The sequence below is a fragment of the Micromonospora sp. NPDC049359 genome (assembly GCF_044466585.1).
In the GTDB taxonomy this organism is placed as follows: Bacteria; Actinomycetota; Actinomycetes; order Mycobacteriales; family Micromonosporaceae; genus Micromonospora.
Map to the genome: position 1 here is coordinate 75,924 of NZ_JBITMW010000018.1, position 23,259 is coordinate 99,182.

Here is a 23,259-nt window from a genome sequence, read left to right on the forward strand (position 1 = left end):
ATCGGGACGTGTCCTTCCGGCCGGGACAGATCCCGACCGGCCTCAGCCGGAGAAGTCGCCCTCGCCGAACGGACCGACGACGGCCAGCGACATCGGCCGGCTCAGCAACTCGGCGGCGAGGGTGTTCACGTCCTCGACGGTGACCTCGTCGACCCGGCGGAGCAGCTCGTCCACCGGCATCAGGTCGCCGTAGAGCAGCTCCCCCTTGGCCAGTCGACTCATCCGCGAGCCGGTGTCCTCCAGGCCGAGCACGAACGACCCCTTGCTCATCCCCTTGCCCCGGGCCACCTCGGCCTCGGTCAACCCGTCGGCGGCCACCCGGGCCAGCTCGGCGCGGGTCAGGGCCAGCACCTCGTCCACCTTGCCCGGGGCGCACCCGGCGTAGACGGCGAACAGGCCGCTGTCGGCGTACTGGCTGGCGTAGGAGTAGACGGAGTACGCGAGGCCGCGCTGCTCGCGGATCTCCTGGAAGAGGCGGCTGGACATGCCGCCGCCGAGCACGTTGTTGAGCACCCCGAGGGCGAAACGTCGATCGTCGAGCCGGTCGATGCCGGGGCAGCCGAGGATGACGTGCGCCTGCTCGGTCTCCTTCGGCTCGACCACGGTGGTGGCCGGCTTGGTGCGTACCGCCGGGGTCGCCGCGCGGTGTGCGGCCGGCGCGGCCGGGTCGCTGTCCAGTGGGGTGCCCCGCACTGCCTGCCGGACCAGCTTGACCACGGCGGCGTGGTCGAGGTTGCCGGCGGCGGCGATGACGATCTGCGGCGCCGTGTAGCGACCCCGGTAGAAGGTCTGGATCTGCCGGCGGGTCATCGGCGTGACGGTCTCCTCGGTACCGGAGATCAGCCGACCCAGCGGGTGGTCACCGTAGACGGCCTGGGCGAAGAGGTCGTGCACCTCGTCACCGGGCTCGTCGTCGTGCATGGCGATCTCCTCGAGGATCACGCCACGCTCGGTCTCCACGTCGGCCGGCTCCAGCAGGGAGTCGGCGACCAGGTCGCACATCACGTCGATCGCCAGCGGCAGGTCCTCGTCCAGCACGCGGGCGTAGTAGCAGGTGTATTCCTTCGTGGTGAAGGCGTTCGTCTCACCACCGACCGCCTCGATCTGCGAGGAGATCTCCAGCGCGGTCCGCTTGTGGGTGCCCTTGAAGAGCAGGTGCTCCAGGAAGTGCGCGGCGCCGGCCTGCGGACGGGTCTCGTCCCGCGAGCCCACCGCCACCCAGATGCCGAACGAGACGCTGCGCATCGCCGGGATCGCCTCGGTGAGCACGCGCAGGCCGCTGGGCAGCACGGTACGTCGTATCGTGCCGCCCAGCGGGTCGTCGCTGAGCGTCCGCGTGACCGCGCGGGCGGTGCCGCCGGAGCGGCCCGCCGCGGTGTCCCGAGACGGTGCCACCCCCCGTCGATCCGGTGGAAACGGCGCACTGAAGGCCCGACTCACGTGGTGCTCCCGGTTCGACGAGGGGTGGGTGTTACAGGTGCTGGTGGTCAGCTGTGCCGGGTCCGGCGACGCGGACGCTCGCCGCCGTCGCCACCACCCTCGCCGCCGCCGTTGCCGCCCTCGCCGCCACGCTCCGGGCCACGCCCGCCCCGGTCGCCGCCACGCTCGCGGTCACCCCGGTCACGCGGACCCCGGTCGCCCCGGTCCCGGCCGGACGGGCGGTCGCCACCCGCGGCCTCACCAGCGGCCGGCGCCTCGGCGCCCTCCGGGCGGACCTTGTCCAGGTAGATCTTGCCGCGGGCGTCGATGTCCGCGATCTCGACCTCGACCCGGTCGCCGACGTTGAGGAAGTCCTCAACCCGCTCGACCCGCTTGCCGTCGCCCACCTTGGAGATGTGCAGCAGGCCGTCGCGGCCCGGCAGCAGCGAGATGAACGCGCCGAACGCGGCGGTCTTGACCACCGTGCCGAGGAAGCGCTCGCCCTGCTTCGGCAGCGTCGGGTTGGCGATCCCGTTGATCCGGTCGACGGCCGCCTGGGCCGACGGGCCGTTGGTGGCGCCGACGTAGATCGTGCCGTCGTCCTCGATGGAGATCTCGGCGCCGGTCTCGTCCTGGATCGCGTTGATGGTCTGACCCTTCGGGCCGATCACCATGCCGATCTTGTCGACCGGGATCTTGACGGTGGTGACCCGCGGCGCGTAGTCGGACATCTCGGCCGGAGCCTCGATCGCCGCCTTCATGACACCGAGGATGACCTGCCGGGCCTCGTTGGCCTGCTGCAAGGCGGCGGCCAACACGTCCGACGGGATGCCGTTGAGCTTGGTGTCGAGCTGCAGCGCGGTGACGAACTCCGGGGTGCCGGCGACCTTGAAGTCCATGTCACCGAACGCGTCCTCGGCACCGAGGATGTCGGTCAGCGTCACGTACTGGGTCTTGCCGTCCACCTCGTCGGAGATGAGCCCCATCGCGATGCCGGCGACCGGCGCCTTCAGCGGGACACCCGCGGAGAGCAGGCCCAGCGTCGACGCGCAGACCGAGCCCATCGAGGTGGAGCCGTTGGAGCCGAGCGCCTCGGAGACCTGCCGGATGGCGTACGGGAACTCCTCGCGCGACGGCAGCACCGGAATCAGCGCCCGCTCGGCGAGCGCCCCGTGGCCGATCTCGCGCCGCTTCGGCGAGCCGACCCGGCCGGTCTCACCGGTCGAGTACGGCGGGAAGTTGTAGTTGTGCATGTAGCGCTTGCGGTTCTCCGGGGACAGCGTGTCCACCATCTGCTCCATGCGGAGCATGTTCAGCGTGGTGACGCCCAGGATCTGGGTCTCGCCGCGCTCGAACAGCGCCGAACCGTGCACCCGGGGCAGCACGCCGACCTCGGCGGTCAGCGCCCGGATGTCGCGCGGGCCACGCCCGTCCATGCGGACCTGCTCGCGCAGCACGCGGTTGCGCACCTCGGACTTGGTGAGCGACCGGAAGGCAGCGGACAGCTCCTTCTCCCGACCCTCGAACCGAGCGCCCAGCTCCTCGGCGACCCGAGCCTTGACCCGGTCCAGGGCCTCCTCGCGGTCGGCCTTGCCGGCGATGGTGATCGCCTCGGCGACCTCGGCGCGGGCCACGTCGGCGACCGCGTCGAACACGTCGTCCTGGTAGTCCAGGAAGACCGGGAACTCGGCGACCGGCTTGGCGGCGACCTCGGCCAGCTCGGCCTGCGCCCGGCACAGCTCGCGGATGGCCGGCTTGGCGGCCTCCAGGCCGCTGGCGACGACCTCCTCGGTCGGCGCGGTGGCGCCGCCCGCGATCAGGGTCACGGCGTTCGGGGTGGCCTCGGCCTCGACCATCATGATCGCGACGTCGCCGTCCTCCAGGGTGCGGCCGGCCACGACCATGTCGAAGGTGGCGCGAGCCAGCTCCTCCAGGGTCGGGAAGGCGACCCACTGGCCGTCGATGTGCGCGACGCGGGTCGCGCCGATCGGGCCCGAGAACGGCAGACCGGAGAGCTTGGTCGACATCGAGGCGGCGTTGATCGCCACGACGTCGTACGGGTGCGCCGGGTCGAGCGCGAGGATGGTCTCGACGACCTGGACCTCGTTGCGCAGGCCCTTGACGAACGACGGGCGCAGCGGCCGGTCGATCAGGCGGCAGGTGAGGATGGCGTCCTCGCTGGGCCGGCCCTCGCGGCGGAAGAACGAGCCGGGAATGCGGCCCGCGGCGTACATCCGCTCCTCGACGTCGACGGTCAGCGGGAAGAAGTCGAACTGCTCCTTCGGCTGCTTGCCGGCGGTGGTGGCGGAGAGGACGACCGTCTCGCCCAGTTGGGCGATGACGGAACCGGCGGCCTGGCGAGCCAGCCGACCGGTGGAGAAGGTGATCTCGCGGGTGCCGAAGGCCCCGTTGTCGATCACGGCGGTGCGGGATTCGGTGCCGAGTTTGGTCTCGGTCATGTGCTGTCGTGCTCCTTCGCGTCGTGGGCCCACGACGTCGGGGAGCTGCTCAGCCGGCCGGTCTTCGATCGAAGCGCCCGGGTGGCCGGCGTGCTGCCGGGTTCCCGGGGGCCACTACCGGAGACCGGTACGCTGACCGGCTCCCTCTCGGGTGGTCGCGCGGCCCGTTTTCTTTCAGGTGGGACGCGGGTCGGGGGAGCCGCCGTACGGCCGCTCCCCCGTCACGTCACCGGCGCAGACCGAGCCGCTCGATGAGCGTCCGGTAGCGGGCGATGTCCTTCTTCTGGACGTAGTTGAGCAGCCGACGGCGACGGCCGACCAGCAGCAGCAGCCCTCGGCGGCTGTGGTGGTCGTGCTTGTGCACCTTCAGGTGCTCGGTCAGCTCGGCGATCCGCTTGGTGAGGACCGCGACCTGGACCTCCGGCGAACCGGTGTCGCCCTCGGCGGTCGCGTACTCCGCGCGGATGCTGGCCTTGGCTTCCTGGTCGAGCGCCATGTTCTCCCTGTTTCGGTGGGTTGATCAAGTAGGTGTCCGTCGTCCCGATGAGACCGGGAACGGACCGGTTCCTCGCACCCGCGGCGTCGAGCAGGCACGCGAGGCCCCACGCCGGTCACCCGACGTCTCCGCAAGACTACCAGCACCCGCCGGTAACACCCGGCCAAGGCCCCGCGTGGCCCCCCGGATGGTCAGCCCAGCGCGCGTCGGGTGCGCTCGACGTCCTCTTCGATCTGGGCGATCAGCGGCTCGATCGAGTCGTACCGGACCTGACCGCGCAGGTGCGTCACGAAGTCCAGCGCCAGTCGCTCGCCGTAGAGATCACCGGAGAAGTCCAGCGCGTACGCCTCGACCCGCCGCTCCCGGCCGGAGAAGGTCGGGTTGGTGCCGACCGACACCGCGGCCATCAGCGGCTCGGGCTGGCCCCGGCGGATCATGCGGGCCGCGTACACCCCGTCGGCGGGCACCGCCGCGTACCGGTGGCAGAGCAGGTTCGCGGTGGGGAAGCCCAGCACCCGGCCGCGCTGGTCACCACGGACCACCACGCCCTCCACCCGGTGCGCGCGCCCCAGCGCGTCCGCCGCGGTGCCCACGTCGCCCGCGTCGACGCAGGAGCGGATGTACGTGGAGGAGAAGACCGTGCCGGCCGCGGCGATCAGCGGACTGCCCTCCACACCGAAGCCGAAGGTCTGGCCCAGCCGCTCCAGCAGTGCCACGTCGCCGGCCGCGCGGTGCCCGAAGCGGAAGTTGTCGCCGACCACCACCAGCGCCGCGTGCAGGTGTTCGACCAGGATGTCGTGCACGAACTGCTCGGGCGGCAGCCGCGAGAACTCGGGAGTGAACGGCACCACACACAGCACGTCCACGCCGAGGGCCTCGATCAACTCGGCCTTGCGGCCCGGCTCGGTGAGGATCGCGGGATGTGAGCCGGGGCGGACCACCTCGGCCGGGTGCGGATCGAACGTGACCACCACGGACTGCACGCCCAGCTCCCGGGCACGGGCCACGGCGTGTCCGATGGTCGCCTGGTGCCCCTTGTGCACGCCGTCGAAGACGCCGATGGTGACGACCGAGCGCCCCCATCCTCCGGGCGCCGCGTCGTACCCCCGCCACCGCTGCATGCCGTTCCTCTCCGTAAGGAAGGGCCCCCTCCTAACGCCTGGTGCATAGGAAGGGCACCTTGTTAACGCTGATCGACGCGCGCCGTGCGCAGAGCGATGCGCCAGCGCCGGCTGTCAGGCCGGGGCGAGCACGATTTCCGCGCGGGCTCGGCCGTCCCGCTCGCTGACGATAGCGATCAGACCTCCGGTGGGGCCGAACACGGCGTACGGCCCGGCGATGCCGGCCGGCTCCAGCGGCCCGCCGTGGCCGAGCACCTTCGCCTCGTCAGGGGTCGCGTCACGGCGGGGAAAGAACCGGTCGGCCGCCGCGTCGAGCGGCAGGTTCACCACCTCCGGGGCGCGCTCCTCAAGCTGTTCGAGGGTGGCCGCCTCGGCGAGGGCGAAGCCACCCACCGCGGTCCGGCGCAGCGCGGTGAGGTGCCCGCCGACACCGAGGGCCAGGCCCGCGTCCCGGGCGATGGCCCGGATGTACGTGCCCGAGGAGCAGGTCACGTCGATGTCCACGTCCACCACGTCCGGCTCGCCGCGGCGGATCGCCAGCACCTCCAGCCGGGAGATGGTCACCCGACGCGCGGGCAGGTCGACGCGCTCACCGTCGCGTACCCGCTTGTACGCCCGCTGCCCGTCGATCTTGATGGCGCTGACGGCGCTCGGCACCTGGTCGACCTCGCCGCTCAGCGCGGTCAGCGCGGCGTGGACGGCCTCGTCGGTGACGTGACCGGCCGGGGTCGTGGCGATCACGTCGCCCTCGGCGTCGTCGGTGACGGTGGCCTGCCCCAGCCGGATGGTGCCGGTATAGCTCTTGCCCGCACCGATCACGTAGGTCAGCAGCCGGGTGGCACGGCCGACGCCGATCACCAGTACGCCGGTGGCCATCGGGTCGAGGGTGCCGCCGTGTCCCACCCGCCGGGTCTTCGCCAGTCGGCGGATCCGCGCCACCACGTCGTGCGACGTCATGCCGCCGGGCTTGTCGACGACGATCAGACCATCGGTGCTCACGTCGGCCAAGCCTGCCAGACGACCCGGACCGCGCGCTGCGTGGGCACGCCCGCCGTGACCGGAGCCTCCGCTTGCGCAGGTCCGGCCGATTCGCTGGTTCGGTCGGTTTGTCCCACGGGTCGGCCAACGTCCTCTCGAAGATGCGAAGATCATCCGCCCGCACCCGTAGACGAGGACCAGGACTCCGATGACCCCCGACCGCCGTCCGGCCCACGAGCACCGCGCTCGGGTCGATCTGCCGCAGTGGATGCGGCAGCCGACACCGAAGCGGCGAACCCCGGCACGCTACGTCGACGATCTGATCGAACGGTCGCCGCCGCTGCGCACGGCCCGCCGCGCGATGTGGCACCGGCGCGACCGGGCTCGGTGGAGCGAGACGCATCCACACCTCGTCGCCGTGCTGTCCTTCATCGCGGCTGGTGTCCTCGGCACCGCTCTGGTGACGGGCGCCTACTATCTGCTCGCGCTGGCCGCCAGCGGCGATTACTGACGGGAAGAGCCATGACGCAGACTGCGCCGAACGAGCCCACACCCCCGGGCCCGACCGATCCGCCCTCGCCGCCGGCCGCCGTCGCGGAGGTCAACCCGGTGGCGCTCCCGGAGTGGATGAACTCGGCGCGGACCGAGCACCAGCCCGCCGGCTGGGATCGGGTCCGCTTCTTCTCCGCCCGGCACAACGGCGCGCTGATGCTGGGACTTGGACTCCTGCTGGCTGTGGCGATGGTCGGCGGAGGCCTGGTGATCGTCGACCGGCTGGCCGACAACGTCCGCACGTCCACCTCGGCGACTCCCACCCCGAGCGGCACCGCAGCGGTGAGCAGAGTGGGCGAACCGCGGGACCTGTTCGCCGGCTCACCGGCAGCCTCCTTCGCCCCCGGTGAACAGGCCGTGCGGATGCCGACGGCGAAGGCCACCGGGCCCTTCACCGAGGCCCAGGTAGGGGCGGCGTTGGAGACGGTGCGTAAAGGGTTGATCGAGAGCCGACTGGACACGTCCATGCTCTCGGGCGACCCGGAACCGTTCCTCCGGCTGCTCGCCCCGGACATTCGTGAGCAGCTCAGGTCGGACTTCACCGGCAACGCCTTCCTGCGGTACGCGACCCGGATGGCGTCGCCCTCGGACTGGGAGCTCGGTATCCGGGCCGACGGACGGGTCAGTTACCGGGCCACCACGGAGAACGGCACCCGGATGCTGGAGGTCTCCACGGAGTTCGTGTGGGCGTACCCCTTCGACGTGGACCTGCGAGCGCCGGCCGGCGCCAGTGTGGTGGCGCTGCGTGACCGTGTGGTGTGGCAGGTGCCGCACCCGGAGGACGTGCCGGCTTCCACTCAAGGCCTGCGGATCGTCTCAGCGAAGCTGGTGACCTGGAACGCGGACTGCGGCAAGCTCCGTGACGGCTGGGTGCAGGAGCAGTTCTGGGTGGCCGACACGCACGGGGATCGGATACCCGCGGGCGACCCGGGCACGATCTTCGACCTCGACGCGCCCCCGCCGACCACCGTCCGCTGTTGACCGGCGGGCGGGTCAGCGAACCGCCCCGACGACCGCCCAGCCGCCGGAGCGGACCCGCAGCAACAGGGCGACGAGTCGGATCACCACGAACAGGGTGAGTCCCGCCCAGATGCCACCGAGTCCCAGGTTGAGCACGTACGCCAGCCAGATGGCCGGCAGGAAGCCGCCGAGCGCCGCCACGATGGTGAGATTGCGCAGGTAACGGACGTCACCGGCGCCGATCAACACGCCGTCGAGCGCGAACACGACACCGGCCAGCGGCAGCATGGCGACGAACCAGGGCCAGGCGACCATTGCCTGCTCCCGTACCTGCCCGTCGGAGCTGAACCAGGACGGCACGACGCCCGCGCCGGCGGCGATGACCACGGCGAAGGCGACGCCGCAGACGCCGCCGAGCAGTCCGATCCGGCGGGCCAGCGCCCGCGCGCCCGCCGCGTCGCCCGACCCGAGCGCGGCGCCGATGAGGGACTGCGCGGCGATGGCGAGCGCGTCGAGCACCAGCGCGGTGAAGAACCACAGTTGCAGGGCGATCTGGTGGGCGCCGACGGCGGCGGCGCCGAAGCGGGCGGCGACCGCCGTCGCGGAGAGGAAGCTCGCCTGGAACGCCAGACCCCGGATCAGCAGGTCCCGGCTGAGCACCAACTGGTCGCGGATCAGGCGCGGCCGGGGCCGCAGCGACACCCGCTCGGCGACCAGCGCCCCGGCGAAGAGCACGCCGGAGAGGGTCTGCGCGACCGCGTTGGCGACCGCCGAGCCGGTCAGCCCCAGGCCGGCGGGGTAGACCAGCAGCGGGCAGAGCAGGCCGGAGACCAGATTGGGGCCGAGCACGAAGTACAGCGGGCGACGGGTGTCCTGCACGCCGCGCAGCCAGCCGTTGCCGGCGGCGGCGAGCAGCAGGCCAGGGGCGCCGAGCGCCGCGACGCGCAGCCACGCGGCGGCGGCGCCGGCCACGTCGCCACCACCTCCGGCGAGGGTACGCGCCAACGCGCCCCCGCCGATCTGCATGCCGATCGCCACCAGCAGTCCGACGCCGAGCGCCAGCCAGGACGACTGGACTCCCTCGGCCACCGCCGCCGCTCGGTCGCCGGCGCCGAAGCGACGGGCCGAACGCCCCGTGGTGCCGTACGCGACGACCGTTCCGAGCCAGGCGGTGAGCGTCATCACCGTGCCGCCGACGGCGAGCGCGGCGAGCGGTACGCGACCGAGGTGCCCGACGACGGCCGTGTCGACGAGCACGTAGAGCGGCTCGGCGGCGAGCACCACGAGCGCCGGCAGGGCGAGGCTCGCGATCCGACGTGGCGAGGCGGATCGGTCGACGGTGGCGGTCTGGCTCATCGCCGACGATCCTGACACGAGCGCGGTAAGGATCACAAGCGCGTCAGAGGCTTACCCCCCGCACCGAGCCAGCAGCGGTGCCCAACCTCGTCGATCTTGCACTTTGTGCTGGCGAAATGCGCCTTTCGACCAGCTTTGTCGCCACCGCAAGTGCAAGATCGGCAGACCGGGTGGGTGTTTGAGTGCGCTGGTCTACCAGGGGGTCACTGACGGGTGTCCATCGACGTCTGCAGCGCGCGGCGGGCCTGCTCGCGGGCGTCGTCGGTGGTCTCGGGCTTGGGCTTGTTCGGCATGGTGGCGCTCCTTCCAGGGTGCGAGCCACCGGCACGCGGCGGCCCTCACGGGCGGTCGTGCTGAGCGCCCCACGGCGGTCCGGGGTTACCGGAGCAGCCGACTGGGCAGCGAGCCCGGGTCGGTCCGACCCTGGAGGGAGGCGGCGCGAGGTGTGGCACCACCACCCACGACCTGCACCACACCGTGATGCCGGCCACTTCCCAAGTTATCGTTCAGGTCCATATGCTGCCCACGGTTCCCGCCATTTGGACTCTCGGCAGCCCGCCTCACCGGGCCAGGAAGTGCCAGCCCAGCCACCACCAGAAGCCGAACAGACCGATCCTGCCCACCGGCACCGGGCCGACCTCGTAGCGCATCACGTACGCGCACACGTCGCTCATCGTGGGGATCTGGGAGCCCTCCCGGCGGGCCAGCACCTCGATGACGGCGAAGAGCACGAGCGCGGCCAGGAAACCGCCGATCGCGAGGGCCCGCATCATCGCCGCACCAATCCCCAGAACGCGGCCAACCAGGCGAACCACGCCACCGACCGAGTCAGATGATCTTCCAGCAGGGGGTCGGCGAGCCGGGAGAAGGTGGGAAAGTCGTCGCCCACGGCGAGCACGAAGGTGGCGCCCTCGAAGACACCGAAGATCACGACGGGCAGGGCCCACCAGGCCGCCCCCGCGCGCAGCCGGGGCGGCGCCGGACGCCGGGGCACCCGGTTGCTCAGACCGAGCCAGATCAACACCCCGCCGGTGCCGAGCGTGTAGAGATTCGCCTCCGTGGAGAACGACGCGAACCGCCCCCCGACGAGGGACAGGCAGAGGAGAACCGGAACGGAGACGGCGGGCCGGTCCCAGGCTCGGGGGGCCTCCACGGTGAGATCGTGCGGCTGCTCCATCCCGCAATTCTTCCCGGTCTCACCCAGCGCGGGAAGGCCAACACTCCCCGGAGCTGACCCTGAACTTGCCGTGCGGACCACCAGCGCCACCGCAGCGGGCGGGCCGCCGGGGATCAGCCGACGCCGGAGACCAGCGCCGCGCCCAACTCGCCGCGGATCGCCTCGACGACCTGCTCGGCGCTCCCCCGGCCGGTGAACCCGGCCGCGAACCGGTGGCCGCCCCCGCCCATCGCGACCGCCACGCGGCTGACGTCCACCGCGCCCTTGCTGCGCATCGACACGGCCCACTCGTCGGGCGCGGTCTGCTTCAGCACGCAGCTCACGTCCGCCTCGGCGGTGCACCGCACCGAGTCGATGAGCGCCTCCAGCACGTACGGCGGCTGGTCGTGGCGGGCCAAGTCATCGAGGGTGGCGGTAGTCCACACCAGGCCCCGACCGTCGGCGGCGGCCGGCTCCAGACGGGCACGGCCGAGCACCTCGCCGAAGAGCCGAACCGCTCCGAAGGGTCGGGTGTCGAAGACGCGCCGGGAGATGTCACCGGGCGAGATGCCGGTGGCGAGCAACCGGGCGGCCATCTGGTGTACGGCCGGAGTGGTCGCCTCGAAGCGGAACGAGCCGGTGTCCGTGGTCAGCGCCACGTACAGGCACTCGGCGATGGCCCGGTCCGTCGTCACGCCCAGCCGCGCCAGGAGCCGATCGGCGACCACCGACGTGGCGGCGGCACCCGGGTCGATCAGATTGACCGTGCCGAAGCCCGGATTCGAGGCGTGGTGGTCGAGCACCAGCGCCGCACCGGCCGTCGACAGCCGGTCGGCCAGCGCGCCGAGGCGCGACTCGCTGGCCGCGTCGAAGCAGATCACCAGGTCCGGCGCGGGGTCGGCGTCGCCCGCCGGGACCAGGAGCTCCATCCCGGGCAGACCCCGCAACGGCTCGGGCACCTCCGGCGGCCCGGGAAAGGTCGCCTGCACCCGGTGTACGCCGAACTGACGCAGGCCCAGACCGAAGCCGAGCATGCTGCCCAGCGCGTCACCGTCCGGGTTGACGTGGCAGATCAGCAACACCCGGCCGGTCGACGGGAGAGCACGGATCAGCGCCTCGGCCGCCGCCCAGTCCGCCTCGGACGGGCCGCCGTCGACCGTCGCGGCGAGTTGGGCACCGGCGGCGCCCGTCACCGCGCCGCCCCACCCCGGGGGGTCTCCGTGGCGTCGGCGGCCGCGTCGGCCTCCTCGTCCGTCTCGTCCTCGTCCTCGTCCTCGACGCGGTACGGCTGCGCGTCGCCCGCGTACTCGGCGCGCGCGGCGAGCCGCTGCACCTCCGCGTCGGCGTTGCGCGCGGCGGCGAGCAGGTCGTCGATGTGCTTGACCTGGTCCTGCACGTCGTCGAGAACGAACGTCAGCGTGGGCGAGTGCCGCAGCCCGAGCGCCTTACCGACCGTGCTGCGCAGCAACCCCTTGGCGCTCTCCAGAGCCGCCGCGGTGTCCGCCTGGGCCACCGCGTCACCCAGCACCGTGTAGAAGACCGTCGCGTCGCGCAGGTCGGCGGTGATCCGGGCATCGGTGATGGTGATCATGCCCAGACGCGGATCCTTGATCTGGCTCCGCACCACCGAAGCGACCAGCTCACGCACTCGTTCCGCGTGCCGGCGTACCTTGGCCGGATCAGACATCTCGCCACCTCCACGGCGTCCCGCTCCCGGCCGGCCCGGCGGCCCTGGAGGCCGCCGGCCGACCGGCCAACATCTCGAACACTACCTTCGCGGCGGCGCCGGTCGCCGGGCACCGCCGGCCCCGTGGGTCAGTCGTCGTCCACGCCGTACAGCCGGCGTCGAACCGACAGCAGTTCGACCTCGGGACGGGCGGCCATCAGGCGCTCGCAGGAGTCGAGCACCTCGCGGACGTGCGCCGCCTCGGCGGCGACCACGGCCACCGCAATCTGGGCTCGACCGTGTAGGTCGAGCGCTCCCACCTCGGCGGCCGACACCTCGAAGCGGCGCAGGGCCGCCACGATCGGCCGTACATATGATCTCTTGGCTTTGAGCGACCGGGAGTCGCCCGGCAGCAACAGGTCGAAGACCGCGGTTCCGGTGAACATCGCCCCGGACGATACCGCCACCCCACCCCGCATGATCAAGGGGTTTACGCCGGCCGGCGTAAACCCCTTGATCAGCGTGTCACTGCCGGATCAGGCGCGAACCTTCTCCCGCATCTCGAAGGTCTCGATGACGTCGCCGACCTGGACGTTGTTGTAACCACCCAGGGTCAGACCACACTCGAAGCCCTCGCGGACCTCGGTGGCGTCGTCCTTGAACCGCTTGAGCGAGGTGATCGTGAGGTTGTCCGCCACGACCGTCCCGTCCCGAAGCAGCCGAGCCTTCGCGTTGCGCCGGATGATGCCCGACCGGACGATGCAACCGGAGATGTTGCCGATCTTGGACGAGCGGAACACGTCGCGGATCTCCGCGGTGCCCAGCTCGGCCTCCTCGTACTCCGGCTTGAGCAGGCCCTTGAGCGCCGCCTCGATCTCCTCGATGGCCTGGTAGATGACGGTGTAGTACCGGATCTCCACGCCCTCGCGGTCGGCCATCTCGCGGACCTTGTTCGAGGCCCGCACGTTGAAGCCGATGATCGTGACCGGCTCGGACGACGCGCTGGCGAGCATGACGTTGCTCTCCGTGATCGCGCCGACGCCCCGGTCGAGGACCTTGAGCTGGACCTCCTCGGGGATGTCGAGGTTGAACAGCGCGTCCTCGAGGGCCTCCACCGAACCGGAGACATCGCCCTTGAGGATGAGGTTGAGCGAGGTCTTCTCGCCCTCCTTGAGCTGCTCCATGAGCGTCTCAAGAGTGGCCCGGCCACGGGAGTTGGCGAAGGACGCCGCCCGCCGCCGTGCCTGGCGCTGCTCGGCGATCTGCCGCACCGTACGGTCGTCCGCCGCGGCGAGGAACGTGTCACCCGCGCCGGGCGGCGCGGTCAGACCCAGCACCATGACCGGACGCGCCGGACCAGCCTCGGAGAGCTGGTTGCCGTTCTCGTCGAGCATGGCCCGGACCCGGCCGTGCGCCCCACCGGCGACGATCGAGTCGCCCGCCCGCAGGGTGCCCTTCTGCACCAGCACCGTCGCCACCGCACCGCGGCCCTTGTCCAGGTGCGCCTCGATGGCCACACCCTGTGCCGGCCCGTCGATCGGAGCGGTCAGCTCCAGCGACGCGTCGGCGGTGAGCAGGACGGCCTCGAGGAGTTCCTCGATGCCGATGCCCGGCTTCGCGGCCACGTTGACGAACATGGTGTCGCCGCCGTACTCCTCGGCGACCAGGCCGTACTCGGTCAGCTGCTGGCGGACCTTGTCCGGGTTGGCGTCCGGCTTGTCGACCTTGTTGACCGCGACCACGATCGGCACGTCGGCCGCCTTGGCGTGGTTCAACGCCTCGATGGTCTGCGGCATCACGCCGTCGTCGGCCGCGACGACCAGGATCACGATGTCCGTGACCTGGGCGCCACGGGCACGCATGGCGGTGAACGCCTCGTGACCCGGGGTGTCGATGAACGTGACCGCCCGGTCCTCGCCCTCGTGCGGGACGTGGACCTGGTACGCACCGATGTGCTGGGTGATGCCACCCGCCTCACCGGCCACCACGTTCGCCTTACGGATGGCGTCGAGCAGCTTGGTCTTACCGTGGTCGACGTGACCCATGACGGTCACCACCGGCGCACGGCTGACCAGACGCTCCTCGGCCACCTCCGCGTCGAGGTCGATGTTGAACTGCGCGAGCAGCTCGCGGTCCTCGTCCTCCGGGCTGACGATCTGGATGTCGAAGCCCAGGTGCTCACCCAGCAGGTGCAGGGTGTCGTCAGAACAGGACTGGGTCGCGGTGACCATCTCGCCCAGGTTGAACATCTCCTGGACCAGCGAACCCGGGTTGGCGTTGATCTTGTCGGCGAAGTCCGACAGCGAGGCGCCACGGGAGAGCCGGACGACCTGACCCTGACCCCGGGGAGCACCCGAGCTCATGGTCGGAGCCGACAGGTTGTCGAACTCCTGTCTGCGCTGCTTCTTGGACTTGCGACCGCGCGTCGGCCGACCACCCGGACGCCCGAAGGCACCCGCGGCACCGCCGCCACGGCCACGACCGCCCGCACCCGGACGACCGCCGCCACCGGCCGGACCACCCGGACGGAAACCGCCACCGGGAGCACCGCCACCGCCGCCGGGACCGCCACGGTAGCCACCGCCACCGCCGGCACCCGCACCGCCACCGGGGCCGCCGCGGTAACCACCGCCGCCGCCACCGCCACCGCCGGGACCGCCACGGAACCCGCCGCCACCGCCACCGGGACGGCCCGCGCCGCCACCGGGGCGACCCGCGCCACCGGGGCCGGGACGACCGGCGGCCGGACGCTGACTCGGCATGGACGCCGGGCTGGGCCGCGGCGGCATGGAGTTCGGGCTCGGCCGCGGCGGCATACCCGCCGGGCTGTTCGGCCGGGGGCCACCCGCGCCGGCGGCCGGGGGCCGCTGCTGCTGCTGGCCACCCTGGATGCCGAACGGGTTGTTACCGGCGCCACGCGCCGGCGGACGACCGCCGGGGCGGGCACCCGGACCCGGAGCCGGCGTGTTCGGACGAGCCGCCGGTGAACCGGGACGGGGCGGCATCGCCGCAGGACCCGGCCGAGGACCGGGCCGGTTGCCGTCGGCCGGGGGCTCCCGGCGGACGGGGTTGTCACGCTGCTGCTGGCGGGCGGCCTGCGCGGCCTTGACCGCGGCCTCCTGCTCAGCCTTCAGCGCGGCGGCGCGCGCCTCCGCGGCCGCCACCTCGATGTCGTGGGCACTCGCCGGCTTGGCGACCGGGGCCGCCGACTGCGGCGCACCGGGCACCGGACCCTTGGGCTTCGGACCGGGTACCGGCGCAGCCGGCCGCCGCGGCGGCATCGGCTTGGCCGAGACCCGGGGCGCGCCCGGGGTCGGTGACGGCGTCGGGGTCGGGTTGGAAGCCGGCGTCGACACGGGCGCCGACGGGGCGGCCGGAGCCGGGGACCCGGCGGACGCGACGAACGCGTTACGCAGTCGCCGGGCGACGGGCGCCTCGACGGTGCTGGACGCGGACTTCACGAACTCGCCCATTTCCTTCAACTTGGCGAGAACGGTCTTACTCTCGACCCCGAGCTCTTTTGCAAGCTCGTGTACGCGGGCCTTGCCTGCCACTGCACTCCTCACTCCGAGGTCGTGCGGGCAGCACCCGCAGCGACCTCACTCGTGCACTTGAAGCCTGGTCATTTCAGGGACTTCATCGTGTGCTCATGTCGGTCGTCCTACCCTGCTAGCGACCCTCGCCCGGTCGGGCTGACCGGACGTAGTGGTTGGCGCATCGACGTGCTCTGCCAGCACACCGTGGTCGAGGACCTCGGTGATGCGCAGCGCTCGCCCGAAGGCGCGGCGCCGCACCGCCAGCGCGAAGCAGGCCGGATCCGGGTGCATGTTCGCTCCCCGACCCGGCAGCCTGCGGCGCGGATCAGGCCGGAGGCTGTGACCAGCCTCGTCTCTGATCGCGACGACCCGCAGCAATTCGCTGGCCGGCGCACGTTGCCGGCAGCCCACACAGGTGCGCTCCGGCTGAGTGCGTCGTACCACTGGAAGAAGTCTACCCCTAGCTGCCCGAGATCGCGCCGCCCGGCTCCCGCACCTGATCCACGGCCCCGCGCGCGGCCGGAGCCGGCTGCTCCGCATCGGACCGAATATCGATCCGCCAACCGGTCAAGCGGGCAGCAAGGCGGGCATTCTGCCCCTCGCGACCGATGGCGAGCGAAAGCTGGAAGTCAGGAACGGTCACCCGGGCGGCCCGGCCAGCCAGGTCCACGACCTCGACCCGTAGCGCCTTGGCCGGCGACAACGCGTTTCCGACGAAGGTGGCCGGGTCATCCGACCAGTCGATGATGTCGATCTTTTCGCCGTGCAGCTCGCTCATCACGGCGCGCACCCGCTGACCCATCGGACCGATGCAGGCGCCCTTGGCGTTCACGCCGGGGGTGGTGGAGCGGACAGCGATCTTCGTACGGTGACCTGCCTCACGCGCGATCGCGCCGATCTCGACGGTGCCGTCGGCGATCTCCGGCACCTCCAGCGCGAACAGCTTCTTGACCAACGCCGGGTGGGAGCGGGACAGGGTGATCTGCGGCCCGCGCATGCCCTTGGCCACGTGCACCACCACGCACCGGACGCGCTCACCGTGCGCGTACCGCTCGCCGGGCACCTGCTCGGACTGCGGCAGGACGCCCTCCAGCTTGCCCAGGTCGACGCTGACGATGCCCTTCTCGGTACGCGTCTCGTGCGCCTGCACCACGCCGGTGACCAGGTCACCCTCGCGACCCACGTACTCGCCGAAGTGCACCTCGTCGGTGGCCTCCCGCAGGCGCTGAAGGATCACCTGCTTGGCGGTCATGGCGGCGATCCGGCCGAAGTCGTGCGGGGTGTCGTCCCACTCCCGCACCAGCGAGCCGTCCTCGTCCATCTCCTGCGCGTACACCAGGGCCGCGCCGGACTTACGGTCGATCTCCACCCGGGCGTGCGGCTCAGCGCCGTCAGTGTGCCGGTAGGCGGTCAGCAACGCGGTCTCGATCGCCGCGAGAATCGTGTCGAACGGGATCTCCCGCTCGCGCTCGAGTGCGCGCAGCGCCGCGAGGTCGATGTTCACCTCTCCTCGTCCTCCACATCATCATCGTCGTCGTCGATGTCTTCTGCATCGTCGTACTCGTCGGTCTCGTCCGCGTCGTCGAACTCGTCCGGCTCACCCAGCTCGGCGAGGCGGGTGAACTCGACCTGCACCCGGCCCGGGCCCAGCTGGGCGTATGCCCACTGGACCTCGCCGCCGTCGGTCTCCAGCCGTACGCCCTCGTCGTCGGCCCCGAGCACCCGGCCGGTCACCTGACGGTCCCCCGAGGGCTGCTCGCCGCGTTGGCCGGGCAGCGCCGCGGCGCCCCGGACGGTGACCTTGACCAGTCGGCTTACGTTGCGTCGCCAGTGCCGGGGCAGGGTGAGCGGCCGGTCCACGCCGGGCGAGCTGACCTCGAGCTGGTACTCCCCGGCGACGATGTCGCCGTCGGCCTCCTCGGCCGCGTCCAGCGCCTTCGAGACCGCGCGGGAGACGTCCGCGACGGCGTCCAGGTCGATCCCGCCGTCCGCGTCCACGATCACCCGCACCACGTGCCGGCGTCCGGCTCGGGAGACCGACAGGTCCTCCAGGTCGTAGCCCACGCCGTTGACCACCGGCTCGATCACGGTCCGCAACCGGGTACGGCGGGCCGCGAGATCACCGCCGCCGCGTGGAGCGCGGGGGCCCGCGCCGTCGCGGGGTCGACCCGTCGACCTGGTGGTACGGCCACGCTGCGTCATGTACGCACCCTTTCCCTGGTCGATCGGGACGTCGTCCCGCCATGCCGGCACGCCACCGGAGCGGACGCGCCGGTGGCTGCGCAGAGCGTAACGCGCCTGCCGGGCGACGGGCCGGGCGGCGCACCGACGCCGGTGACGCCCGGACCCGACCCGATGGTGTTGACTTGCCCGGTGGGGATCGGCAGAACGACTCAGCGCGACGAAGTATTCGGGCAATCTCGGCGAAAGCTCCTCCGGGCCGGCGCTCTCCTGGCACTCGGCGGCGCGGTGGCGCCGCTGACAGGCTGTGATCTTTTCGACCGTGACGACGAGCCGACGCCACCGCCGGACCCGCTGCGGTCGATGGTGGACGAGTCACTGAGCCTCGCCACGGCGTACCGGGCGAGCGCCGCCGCCCACCCGGACCTGGCCGACCGCCTCAATCCCATCGCCGAGACGCACACCGCGCACGCCACCGAACTCGCCCGGGTCGTCGGCATCACCCTGCCGTCCGCGCCCGCCGTCGACCCGAGCGCCACCGCGGCCACCGAGCCGGCGGGCGCGCTCGCCGACCTTCGCGCGCGGGAGAAGGCCGCCCAGCAGTCCGCCACCGCCGCCTGCGCCGCCGCGCCCGCCGCACGGGCCGCGCTGCTCGGATCGATCGCCGCGGCGCGGGCCACCCACCAGGAGGCACTGAAGTGAAGCAGCCCACCGCCGAGGAGGCCCTCGCCGCCGCGCTCACCGCCGAGTACGCGGCCATCTACGCGTACGGGCGGATCGGGGTCCGACTCACCGGCGCGGTCCGCGACGCCGCCCACCAGGCGGAGGCCGCGCACCGACGCCGACGCGACGCGGTGGTGGTGCAGTTGAGCGCCGCCGGGGGCACCGTTCCACCAGGCCGGGCCGGCTACGCGCTGCCGTTCCCGGTCACCAACCGGGCGAGCGCCCTCCGGCTGGCCATCGAGGTGGAGGAGCGCACCGCGGCGCACTGGCGTGCCGCGTTGGCGTCCACCACCGGCGCCGACCGGGACCAGGCGCTGGCCGCCCTCGTCGAGTACGCCGTGCGGGCCACCAAGTGGCGCAAGGCCGCCGGGGTGGCCCCACCGACTGTCGCATTTCCCGGCCGCCCGAGCTGAACCGATCCGCCCCGGTTGCGGAGCCCATACCAGGTATGCATACTCCGTTGCCATGTCCATCCGTCACGGGCTGCTCGCCCTCCTCGAACGCGGCCAGATGTACGGCTACCAGCTGCGCGCCGCTTTCGAGGAGTCGACCGGCTCGACCTGGCCGCTGAACATCGGGCAGGTCTACACCACGCTGGCCCGGCTGGAACGGGACGGCCTGGTGCGCCCGCTGCCGGAGAGCGAGGCCGGCCAGCGCCCGTACGAGATCACCGACGCCGGCCGGGCCGACCTCACCCTGTGGTTCGCCACGCCGATCAGCCGTACCGACCGGCCGCGCGACGAGCTGGCGATCAAACTGGCCCTGGCACTCACCACGCCCGGCGTGGACGTCCGCTCGGTGGTGCAGGCCCAGCGCAGCGCGACGATGCGCGCGTTGCAGGAGTTGACCCGGTTGAAGTACGGCAGCGACCGGCCGGAGGACCTGCCGTGGCGGCTGGTCCTGGACTCGATGGTGTTCCAGGCCGAAGCCGAGGTGCGCTGGCTGGACCACTGCGAGAGCAGTCTGGTGCGGCACCGGCCGGGTGGACCGCCGCCGCACCCGCCCCGACCGGGCGCTGGTGACGCGTCCGACGCCGCACGGTGGGCCGATGAGGAGGCGCGACGGTGAGCGGATCGGGCGACGCGGTGCTTGACCTGCGCGCCGTCCACCGCACCCACGGGGTCGGCCCGGCGGCGGTGCACGCGCTGCGCGGTGTCAGCCTCGTCGTTCGGCCGGGCGAGCTGGTCGCCGTGATGGGTCCGTCCGGTTCCGGGAAGTCGACGCTGCTGGCCCTCGCCGGCGGCCTCGACCGCCCGACCCGTGGCGACGTCCGGGTGGAGGGGCAGCCGCTCGGCGCGCTGGACCGCCGCGGGCTGGCGCAGCTACGCCGACGCCGCATCGGCTACATCTTCCAGCACCTCAACCTGCTCGGCAGCCTGAGCGCGCTGGAGAACGTCGCGCTCCCGCTGGAACTCGACGGCGTCGGCGGCCGGCGGGCCAGGGCGGCCGCCCTGGCCGCGCTGACCGAGGTGGGCCTGCCCGCGCTGGGTGACCGCTTCCCCGATCAACTCTCCGGCGGCCAGCAGCAGCGGGTGGCCATCGCCCGCGCGCTGGTCGGCGAGCGCCGGCTGGTGCTCGCCGACGAACCCACCGGGGCGCTCGACTCGCAGACCGGTGAGGCGGTGCTGCACCTGTTGCGCCGCCGGGTCGACGCGGGCGCGGCCGGCATCCTGGTCACCCACGAGGCGCGGCACGCCGGCTGGGCCGACCGGGTGGTGTTCCTGCGCGACGGCGTGCTGGTCGACACGACCGCGCCGCTGGGCAGCGTCGAGCAACTCCTCTCCGGTAGCGACCGTTGACCCTGCGCCGGACGCCGGTGACACGCGGCAGCGCCGACCCTCCGGTCGGGCCGCCGACACCGCTCGAACCCGGGCGGCGGCGACGGTTCGCCGAACTGACCGGCTCGTGGCGGGCGGCGCTGCGGATCGCTCGCCGGGAGTCGCGACGGGCGCGACGGCGTACCGCCCTGGTGCTGGCGATGATCGCGCTTCCGGTGCTGGTGCTGGCCTTTCTGGCGGCGAGCTACGACATGGCCGAGCTGACACCGCAGGAGCAGCTCGACCGCCGGCTCGGCGTCGCCGACGCGGAGCTGCGGTGGTTCGCCGACACCCCGGTCGTTCAGGACGAGTGGGGCGACACCTGGTATCCCCGTGACGACGGCCAATCGGCGATGAGTCGTCCGACCACGGCCGACGAGGTGACCGCGTTGCTCGGCCCCGGCAGCCGGGTCACCGAGATACGTGCCGGCAGCCCGGTGACGGTGCGGGGCCCGCGCGGCGACGAGACCCTCCAGGCCTGGATTCTCGACCTCACCGACCCGCTGGCCCGCGGTCTGGTGCGGTTCCGCTCGGGGCGGGCGCCGCAGCAACCCGGAGAGGTCGCGCTGAGTCCGACGGCGCTGCGCCGGCTGGACGGACGCCTCGGCGAGGCGGTGCCCACCGCCGACCGGACCCGGACGTACACGGTGGTCGGTGTGGTCGAGTTCCCCGACGACCTCGGCCCGGTGATCGCGCTGCACCCGGCGGCCGTCGGCCGGGCCGATGCGCAGCCGGACAGCAGGTGGCTGATCGACGTGCCCGGCACCGTCGACGCGGCGATGGTCGGCCGGCTCAACGAACGCGGAGTGGTGGTGGCGCGCCGCCACGTGCCGGATTCGATGACGTCTTCCCGGAGCTTCATCGGGTACGTCGGGCCCGCCAACACCAGCGACCTGAGCACGATGGTGCTGATCGCCGGGCTGGGGTTGCTGGAGGTGGTGCTGCTGGTCGGGCCGGCGTTCGCCGTCGGGGTCCGCCGTCGACGCCGTGACCTGGCCCTGGTCGCGGTGGCCGGCGGTGACGCGGCCCACCTGCGCCGGGTCGTGCTCGCCGACGGGGTGGTGCTCGGGGTGCTGGGCGCCGTGGCCGGGCTGCTGCTCGGCGTCGGCGCGGCGTTCGCCGGACGTCCCGTCATGGAGCAGTACGTGTTCGGCACCCGCTTCGGCGCGTACCGCTGCTGGCCGCTGGCCCTGGTCGTGCTCGGCGGGGTCGCGGTGCTGGCCGGAGTGCTGGCGGCGTTGGCGCCGGCCTGGACGGCGGCCCGGCAGGACGTGATGGCCGGGCTCGCCGGTCGACGGACCCCTCCCCCGCCCCGGGCCCGGGCGCTCGTCAGCGGATTGGCGCTGGTCGTCGGCGGGGCGGCGCTCGCGGCGTTCGGGGCCAGTCGGACGTCCCCCGCGGTGATCCTGGCCGGTCTGATCCTCGGGGAGCTGGGCCTGGTCTGTTGCACACCCACCCTGATCGGCGGGCTCGCCCGGCTCGGTCGGGTGCTGCCGCCGGCGCCCCGGATCGCGCTGCGCGACGCGAGCCGTAACCGGGCCGCCGCAGCGCCGGCCATCTGCGCCGTGATGGCGGCGGTGGCCGGCAGCGTCGCGCTCGGCGGCTACCTGGCCAGCGACGCGGTCCGCGACGCCCGCACCTATCAGCCGCTGCTGCCCACCGGTCACGTCCTGGTCAACCGCAATGATCCGGCGCTGCGGCCGGAACCGTCGTTGGAGCAGGTCAGCACCGCCGCCCGGCACCACCTCGGCGCCAGCGCCGTCGCCCTGGTGCAGGGCACGGCCTGCCCGTCGGTGGGCGGCCCGGCCAGCTACTGCTCCGTCGTACCGGAACTCCCGGCGGATCATGCCTGCCCCTTTGAGCCCGGGGACAACCTGTCCGCGACCCAACGTCGGCAGGCGCTGGCCGACCCGCGCTGCCGGGACCGCGCGGCGGACTACTTCGGGAGCTACGTGCAGACGCTCGTGGACGACGGCAGCGCGCTGCCGCTCCTCACCGGCGCCGACCCGGCGGCGACCACCGCCGCGACCGCCGTGCTGCACGCCGGGGGCGTGGTGGTGACCGATCCGCGCTACCTGCACGACGGCCTGGTGACCGTGCAGGTGAACGAGGTACGGGCCGGCCGGGACGAGGTGACCACCACGCGATGGGACCTGCCCGGGTACGCCCTGACGCCGACACGCGGCCAGCCTCGCCTCCTGCTGTCCGCGACGGCAGCCCGGCAGCTCGCCCTGAAGCCGGTCTCGAACGGTTGGGTGATCAATACGTCGACGCCGCCCAGCCAACATCGCCAGGACCGGTTCACCGCCGACCTGCGGGGCTTCGGAACGTTCTCCCTCCAGGTGGAGCAGGGTGCCGCCCCCCGTGACGACTCGCCGCTGCTGCTGCTGCTCGCCGCCGCGGCCGGAGTGATCACGATGGGCGCGGCCGGGATCGCCACGGCGCTCGCCGCCGCCGAGGGCCGCGCCGAGCTGTCCACGCTCGCGGCGGTCGGCGCGGCCCCCGCCGTACGCCGGCTGCTGGCGATCTGTCAGGCCGGGGTGATCGCGGGACTCGGTTCGGCGCTCGGCATCGTGGCCGGTCTCGGCACCGCGGCGATCGTGCTGTTCTCGGCCAACCGGGAGTACGCGACGGCCTGGCCGGCGATGGAGCCGTACCCGTACCTGGTGCCGTGGCCGGCGCTGGGCGTCCTGGTGCTGGTGCCGGTGGTGGCGATGTTCGGCGCGGGCCTGTTCACCCGGGCCCGGCTGCCGATCGAACGTCGTCTCGACTGAGGCCTTGACCGCACCATCGGAAGCGGACCGTCCGGGGGTGCCGCCGGTGCCGGGCAACCGGCAGA

Annotated in this window: 22 protein-coding genes; 7 read left to right on the forward strand and 15 right to left on the reverse strand. The window is 72.6% G+C overall.

Annotated elements, in window-relative coordinates; genetic code table 11:
* Positions 1-42: 42 nt before the first annotated feature.
* The 5 genes from ACIBTX_RS30960 to truB all read right to left on the reverse strand — a co-directional run bounded on the left by ACIBTX_RS30960 (position 43) and on the right by truB (position 6,494).
* The gene (locus tag ACIBTX_RS30960; protein ID WP_363660444.1) at positions 43-1,440 is read right to left on the reverse strand and encodes a pitrilysin family protein; all 1,398 of its coding nucleotides are present in this window, start codon (positions 1,438-1,440) and stop codon (positions 43-45) included.
* 47 nt (positions 1,441-1,487) lie between these two features.
* Entirely contained in the window at positions 1,488-3,878 is a 2,391-nt protein-coding gene (locus tag ACIBTX_RS30965; RefSeq protein WP_357122447.1) for a polyribonucleotide nucleotidyltransferase, read from the reverse strand.
* A gap of 226 nt (positions 3,879-4,104) precedes the next feature.
* Positions 4,105-4,374 carry a 30S ribosomal protein S15 gene (gene rpsO / locus ACIBTX_RS30970; protein ID WP_007456699.1) on the reverse strand — a complete coding sequence of 90 codons (270 nt, stop codon included), beginning with the start codon at positions 4,372-4,374 and terminating at the stop codon, positions 4,105-4,107.
* 191 nt (positions 4,375-4,565) lie between these two features.
* Positions 4,566-5,495 carry a bifunctional riboflavin kinase/FAD synthetase gene (locus tag ACIBTX_RS30975; protein ID WP_357122443.1) on the reverse strand — a complete coding sequence of 310 codons (930 nt, stop codon included), beginning with the start codon at positions 5,493-5,495 and terminating at the stop codon, positions 4,566-4,568.
* A 114-nt stretch (positions 5,496-5,609) separates the two neighbouring features.
* Entirely contained in the window at positions 5,610-6,494 is an 885-nt protein-coding gene (truB, locus tag ACIBTX_RS30980) for a tRNA pseudouridine(55) synthase TruB (RefSeq protein ID WP_396833349.1), read from the reverse strand.
* Between the two features lie 187 nt (positions 6,495-6,681).
* Between truB and ACIBTX_RS30985 the strand changes: the two genes are divergently transcribed.
* Both ACIBTX_RS30985 and ACIBTX_RS30990 read left to right on the forward strand, forming a co-directional pair.
* Positions 6,682-6,984, forward strand: a complete 303-nt coding sequence (locus tag ACIBTX_RS30985) for a hypothetical protein (RefSeq protein ID WP_357122437.1) — start codon at positions 6,682-6,684, stop codon at positions 6,982-6,984.
* Positions 6,985-6,995: 11 nt separating this feature from the next.
* A complete protein-coding gene (locus ACIBTX_RS30990; protein WP_396833350.1) occupies positions 6,996-8,006 on the forward strand; it encodes a hypothetical protein in 1,011 nt (336 codons plus the stop codon).
* Between the two features lie 12 nt (positions 8,007-8,018).
* Here the strand turns inward: ACIBTX_RS30990 and ACIBTX_RS30995 are convergent, their stop codons facing one another.
* The 10 genes from ACIBTX_RS30995 to rimP form a co-directional block, all read right to left on the reverse strand.
* A complete protein-coding gene (locus tag ACIBTX_RS30995; protein WP_357122431.1) occupies positions 8,019-9,341 on the reverse strand; it encodes an MATE family efflux transporter in 1,323 nt (440 codons plus the stop codon).
* Between the two features lie 560 nt (positions 9,342-9,901).
* On the reverse strand, positions 9,902-10,111 hold the full coding sequence (locus ACIBTX_RS31000; protein ID WP_396833354.1) for a DUF6186 family protein: 210 nt from the start codon (positions 10,109-10,111) through the stop codon (positions 9,902-9,904).
* A complete protein-coding gene (locus tag ACIBTX_RS31005) occupies positions 10,111-10,518 on the reverse strand; it encodes a hypothetical protein (RefSeq protein ID WP_357122428.1) in 408 nt (135 codons plus the stop codon). Before ACIBTX_RS31005 ends, ACIBTX_RS31000 begins: the two co-directional genes overlap by 1 nt.
* A gap of 113 nt (positions 10,519-10,631) precedes the next feature.
* Positions 10,632-11,690, reverse strand: coding sequence for a bifunctional oligoribonuclease/PAP phosphatase NrnA (locus ACIBTX_RS31010; RefSeq protein WP_357122425.1), 1,059 nt, complete (start codon positions 11,688-11,690; stop codon positions 10,632-10,634).
* Positions 11,687-12,184, reverse strand: a complete 498-nt coding sequence (rbfA, locus tag ACIBTX_RS31015) for a 30S ribosome-binding factor RbfA (RefSeq protein ID WP_357122422.1) — start codon at positions 12,182-12,184, stop codon at positions 11,687-11,689. Before rbfA ends, ACIBTX_RS31010 begins: the two co-directional genes overlap by 4 nt.
* Positions 12,185-12,312: 128 nt before the next feature.
* The gene (locus ACIBTX_RS31020) at positions 12,313-12,609 is read right to left on the reverse strand and encodes a DUF503 domain-containing protein (RefSeq protein WP_357175144.1); all 297 of its coding nucleotides are present in this window, start codon (positions 12,607-12,609) and stop codon (positions 12,313-12,315) included.
* A gap of 90 nt (positions 12,610-12,699) precedes the next feature.
* Positions 12,700-15,717 carry a translation initiation factor IF-2 gene (infB, locus tag ACIBTX_RS31025; RefSeq protein ID WP_357122416.1) on the reverse strand — a complete coding sequence of 1,006 codons (3,018 nt, stop codon included), beginning with the start codon at positions 15,715-15,717 and terminating at the stop codon, positions 12,700-12,702.
* 93 nt (positions 15,718-15,810) lie between these two features.
* Positions 15,811-16,143: a YlxR family protein gene (locus ACIBTX_RS31030; RefSeq protein WP_357122413.1), complete on the reverse strand. Its 333-nt coding sequence runs from the start codon at positions 16,141-16,143 to the stop codon at positions 15,811-15,813.
* A 16-nt stretch (positions 16,144-16,159) separates the two neighbouring features.
* Positions 16,160-17,203: a transcription termination factor NusA gene (nusA, locus tag ACIBTX_RS31035; protein WP_357122410.1), complete on the reverse strand. Its 1,044-nt coding sequence runs from the start codon at positions 17,201-17,203 to the stop codon at positions 16,160-16,162.
* Positions 17,200-17,901: a ribosome maturation factor RimP gene (gene rimP, locus ACIBTX_RS31040; RefSeq protein ID WP_357393699.1), complete on the reverse strand. Its 702-nt coding sequence runs from the start codon at positions 17,899-17,901 to the stop codon at positions 17,200-17,202. Before rimP ends, nusA begins: the two co-directional genes overlap by 4 nt.
* A 153-nt stretch (positions 17,902-18,054) precedes the next feature.
* On the opposite strand from rimP, the gene ACIBTX_RS31045 reads away from it, so the two are divergent.
* From ACIBTX_RS31045 to ACIBTX_RS31065, 5 genes are read left to right on the forward strand one after another with little or no spacing between them, the layout of a single operon-like run.
* Positions 18,055-18,582: a hypothetical protein gene (locus ACIBTX_RS31045; protein ID WP_357123341.1), complete on the forward strand. Its 528-nt coding sequence runs from the start codon at positions 18,055-18,057 to the stop codon at positions 18,580-18,582.
* Positions 18,579-19,016 carry a ferritin-like domain-containing protein gene (locus ACIBTX_RS31050; protein WP_355051637.1) on the forward strand — a complete coding sequence of 146 codons (438 nt, stop codon included), beginning with the start codon at positions 18,579-18,581 and terminating at the stop codon, positions 19,014-19,016. Before ACIBTX_RS31045 ends, ACIBTX_RS31050 begins: the two co-directional genes overlap by 4 nt.
* Before the next feature lie 52 nt (positions 19,017-19,068).
* Positions 19,069-19,671, forward strand: coding sequence for a PadR family transcriptional regulator (locus tag ACIBTX_RS31055; RefSeq protein ID WP_357122401.1), 603 nt, complete (start codon positions 19,069-19,071; stop codon positions 19,669-19,671).
* The gene (locus ACIBTX_RS31060; protein WP_396833351.1) at positions 19,668-20,402 is read left to right on the forward strand and encodes an ABC transporter ATP-binding protein; all 735 of its coding nucleotides are present in this window, start codon (positions 19,668-19,670) and stop codon (positions 20,400-20,402) included. The genes ACIBTX_RS31055 and ACIBTX_RS31060 overlap by 4 nt, the downstream gene beginning before the upstream one ends.
* 17 nt (positions 20,403-20,419) lie before the next feature.
* Positions 20,420-23,194: an FtsX-like permease family protein gene (locus ACIBTX_RS31065; RefSeq protein ID WP_357122398.1), complete on the forward strand. Its 2,775-nt coding sequence runs from the start codon at positions 20,420-20,422 to the stop codon at positions 23,192-23,194.
* Positions 23,195-23,259 lie beyond the last annotated feature (65 nt).

Bases quoted from the DNA above. Each gene is read 5' to 3' on its own strand.
- ACIBTX_RS30995 (WP_357122431.1), bottom strand. From the start codon at position 9,341: ATGAGCCAGACCGCCACCGTCGACCGATCCGCCTCGCCACGTCGGATC.
- ACIBTX_RS30985 (WP_357122437.1), top strand. From the start codon at position 6,682: ATGACCCCCGACCGCCGTCCGGCCCACGAGCACCGCGCTCGGGTCGAT.
- ACIBTX_RS31045 (WP_357123341.1), top strand. From the start codon at position 18,055: ATGGTGTTGACTTGCCCGGTGGGGATCGGCAGAACGACTCAGCGCGAC.
- rimP (WP_357393699.1), bottom strand. From the start codon at position 17,901: ATGACGCAGCGTGGCCGTACCACCAGGTCGACGGGTCGACCCCGCGAC.
- ACIBTX_RS31005 (WP_357122428.1), bottom strand. From the start codon at position 10,518: ATGGAGCAGCCGCACGATCTCACCGTGGAGGCCCCCCGAGCCTGGGAC.
- ACIBTX_RS31000 (WP_396833354.1), bottom strand. From the start codon at position 10,111: ATGCGGGCCCTCGCGATCGGCGGTTTCCTGGCCGCGCTCGTGCTCTTC.
- ACIBTX_RS31055 (WP_357122401.1), top strand. From the start codon at position 19,069: ATGTCCATCCGTCACGGGCTGCTCGCCCTCCTCGAACGCGGCCAGATG.
- rpsO (WP_007456699.1), bottom strand. From the start codon at position 4,374: ATGGCGCTCGACCAGGAAGCCAAGGCCAGCATCCGCGCGGAGTACGCG.
- ACIBTX_RS30975 (WP_357122443.1), bottom strand. From the start codon at position 5,495: ATGCAGCGGTGGCGGGGGTACGACGCGGCGCCCGGAGGATGGGGGCGC.
- ACIBTX_RS31020 (WP_357175144.1), bottom strand. From the start codon at position 12,609: ATGTTCACCGGAACCGCGGTCTTCGACCTGTTGCTGCCGGGCGACTCC.
- ACIBTX_RS30965 (WP_357122447.1), bottom strand. From the start codon at position 3,878: ATGACCGAGACCAAACTCGGCACCGAATCCCGCACCGCCGTGATCGAC.
- rbfA (WP_357122422.1), bottom strand. From the start codon at position 12,184: ATGTCTGATCCGGCCAAGGTACGCCGGCACGCGGAACGAGTGCGTGAG.
- ACIBTX_RS30990 (WP_396833350.1), top strand. From the start codon at position 6,996: ATGACGCAGACTGCGCCGAACGAGCCCACACCCCCGGGCCCGACCGAT.